This is a genomic window from Coleofasciculus sp. FACHB-712 (assembly GCF_014695635.1).
Lineage (GTDB): Bacteria > Cyanobacteriota > Cyanobacteriia > Cyanobacteriales > FACHB-T130 > FACHB-T130.
In genome coordinates, this window is record NZ_JACJOQ010000027.1 from 1 (window position 1) to 2,739 (window position 2,739).

At 51.0% G+C, this 2,739-nt stretch carries 2 protein-coding genes and 1 pseudogene; 2 read left to right on the forward strand and 1 reads right to left on the reverse strand.

Annotated features, from left to right (window positions below):
• A partial coding sequence (glgP, locus tag H6F50_RS00335; RefSeq protein ID WP_190425027.1) for an alpha-glucan family phosphorylase occupies positions 1–1,496 on the reverse strand: 1,496 nt, incomplete at its 3' end.
• Positions 1,497–2,179: 683 nt separating this feature from the next.
• Between glgP and H6F50_RS00340 the strand changes: the two genes are divergently transcribed.
• Together H6F50_RS00340 and H6F50_RS00345 are read left to right on the forward strand one after the other, a co-directional pair.
• A complete protein-coding gene (locus H6F50_RS00340; RefSeq protein WP_190413836.1) occupies positions 2,180–2,296 on the forward strand; it encodes a photosystem II reaction center protein I in 117 nt (38 codons plus the stop codon).
• 120 nt (positions 2,297–2,416) lie between these two features.
• A pseudogene (locus H6F50_RS00345) lies at positions 2,417–2,739 on the forward strand (hypothetical protein); the annotation flags it as partial.

Genomic DNA, 2,739 nt, shown 5'->3' on the forward strand with positions numbered 1-2,739 from the left:
ACTAGGCGATCGCGCACAAACACCACCAGTTCTGACCGCTGACGCTCGTGATTGCGCCACAACTCCTCATCCGGAATCGACTGCACCCGCTCCCACAACGGATCGTCTACTGGCGCGTCAGACCACTGAGGGCCAAGGTAGCGGTCATACAGCTCCTGCGTTGACTTCGCTACACAAGTGCGGGCGTGGACTCCATTGGTAATCGCGGTAATCGGCACCTCATTGAGTGGAAAATCTTTCCAGAGACTCTGAAACATCTTCCGCGACACCAACCCGTGCAGCTGAGCAACCCCATTGACAAAGCTCGATGTCTTCATCGCCAGTGCTGCCATGCTAAAGGGTGACGCCAAATCCCCAGTGTCCTCCCGTCCTAAGCCGAGAAACTCTTCGTGGGAAAGTCCGTAAATATCGGCATAGTGCCCCACGTAATAAAGAGCCTTATCCGGGGGGAACAAATCGAACCCAGCAGAGACAGGCGTGTGAGTCGTGAAAACTTGACTTGCTTGCGCCACTTGTTTAGCGGCGGCAAAATCCAGTTTCTCTTCCTGCATCAACATCCGGATGCGTTCCAGAATCAGAAACGCTGAGTGACCTTCATTCAGGTGATAAACAGTGGGTTTGTATCCCAGCGCTTTCAGCATCCGGAAGCCCCCGATGCCCAACATCATCTCCTGGTGAATCCGCATATCCAAGTCACCACCATACAGCTCGTCGGTGATGTCGTGGTCGTAGGGATTGTTCGGCTCAATGTTGGTATCGAGCAGGTATAGGGGCACAGTTCCCACTTGCACGCGCCAGACACGGGCATAGACGGTGCGCCCTGGATACTCTACAGAAATCCGCAGTTCCGAACCGTCAGGATTGCACTCCGGGTGCAACGGCATATTGTAGAAATCGTTAACCGGATAGCGTTCCTGCTGCCAACCATCGGCATTGAGGTACTGGGCAAAATACCCTTCCTGATAGAGTAAGCCGACGGCAACGAGGGGTAAGCCTAAGTCACTGGCTGATTTCAGATGGTCTCCCGCGAGAACGCCCAAGCCACCAGAGTAAATGGGCAGGCAGTCGGTTAGACCAAATTCCGCGCAGAAATAGGCATAACACTCCTGAGTCCTGAGTCCTGAGTCCTGAGGACTGAGCGAGGAAGCAGAAGAATTTTCTTGTTTCTTCTCAGTCCTCTGACCGTTCACCTCATTCCTGTGTTTGCGATACCACGTCCGTTCTTGCAGGTAGTCGTCTAGCTGGCGGCTGGCTCGTTCCATGTGGGCAACAAAGCCTTCATCTTCAGCAACTTCTTGTAGCCGCGCTTGAGAAATAGTTCCCAGCATTAGCACTGGATTGTGACGGCTGGATTCCCACAAATCGCGGTCTAGGCGGCGAAATAACTCTTTAGTTTCAAAGTTCCAATCCCAATGCAGGTTATATGCCAGTTTTCGTAAGGGTTCTAGTCTTGACGGCAAGGCGGGGGAAACGTTAAATGTCCGAATCGGCTGCATTGACAAAGCCTCAAAAGTCTTAATAGAGCTATTGTGTACTCACTTCCGCTACAAGTTGGATGCTCTTTATACTCTTTTTTTGGACTGGAAATGTTGATCCCTTTATCCAGCTAGCTGCCCTTAGCAAGCTGCCGCTTTCAATCTAAAATCCTAGTTTTTCCAGGGAATATTGAGAAAATTTGTTTAGAAAAGCGCTCCTAGCACGGGAGCGATCGCCTAAAAGTGCTTAACATCGCTTCTCCTACCACGCTACCCTTCGGCATCACCCATCGCATAATGCCCTGAATCGCCACGACTGTAACTAACTTATTGGCACAATAGTCGCATGTTTATCCTCCTAATTGTTCCCACGCTCTATAGCGAGCTGGGATCGCACGTTACGAAAGATCCTACTATTTTCTAGGTTCTGCAATTTACTCAATTTTGAGTGAGGAAAAAGCCAAAATACATGAACTGGGTGCGATCTCGTGGTATAAAAACAAAGCGATCGCTAGGGAAACTTCGCGCTCTGGCAATCGTCAGAGCAGTTTAAGCAGCTCAAACGACGGCTGGACTGACCGCTTGAGGTCAACAATCACTCCAGACTCAAGGCAAAAATGAAGCAATATTTCGGTATTATGAGAAAGTTGTTCTGCCTTTAAGGCAGCAACATTCAGCCTTTCCCGTCTGGAGTAGATATCGGTATGGTGACTCTCAAAATTGTCGTTTATATAGTCGTTGCCTTCTTCAGCCTGCTCTTTGTGTTTGGATTTTTGTCCAGCGATCCTTCCCGTAACCCAAAACGCCGGGATCTGGAATAAACAGCGATCGCTTTATGCCTCAGGCCGATGTCGGGGCAGCAGTCCACTGCGAGGCACCCTACTCAGAGTGCAGTTGAGGATAGGCATTGGTGCTGTCCGCTCAACTCCTGTTGCTAGAAGATGCCCCAACCAGTTCCGCCGCCCCCACCGCCTGCGATTATCAACACGTTGCCGCCAGAGGATGTCACTCCTCTAGCTGTCTCCGCTCAAACAATTGCATCGGATTCCCAGCGAACCCTGCAACCTGAGACCCTTGCTGCCCCGACGCAGCCGGAAACATTTGCGCCGGAGTCTTCTTCCTCGCTCTCTGTAATTTCTATCCCCACCAGAAAAGCTGCCCCCCTTGGTGCCCCAATTTCAGTGGGTCATCCAATTGTCAGGAATGGGAGTGGTAGGGAAGAAGCATCTGTGCAGACAGACCAGAATGACGACGACCCTGCATT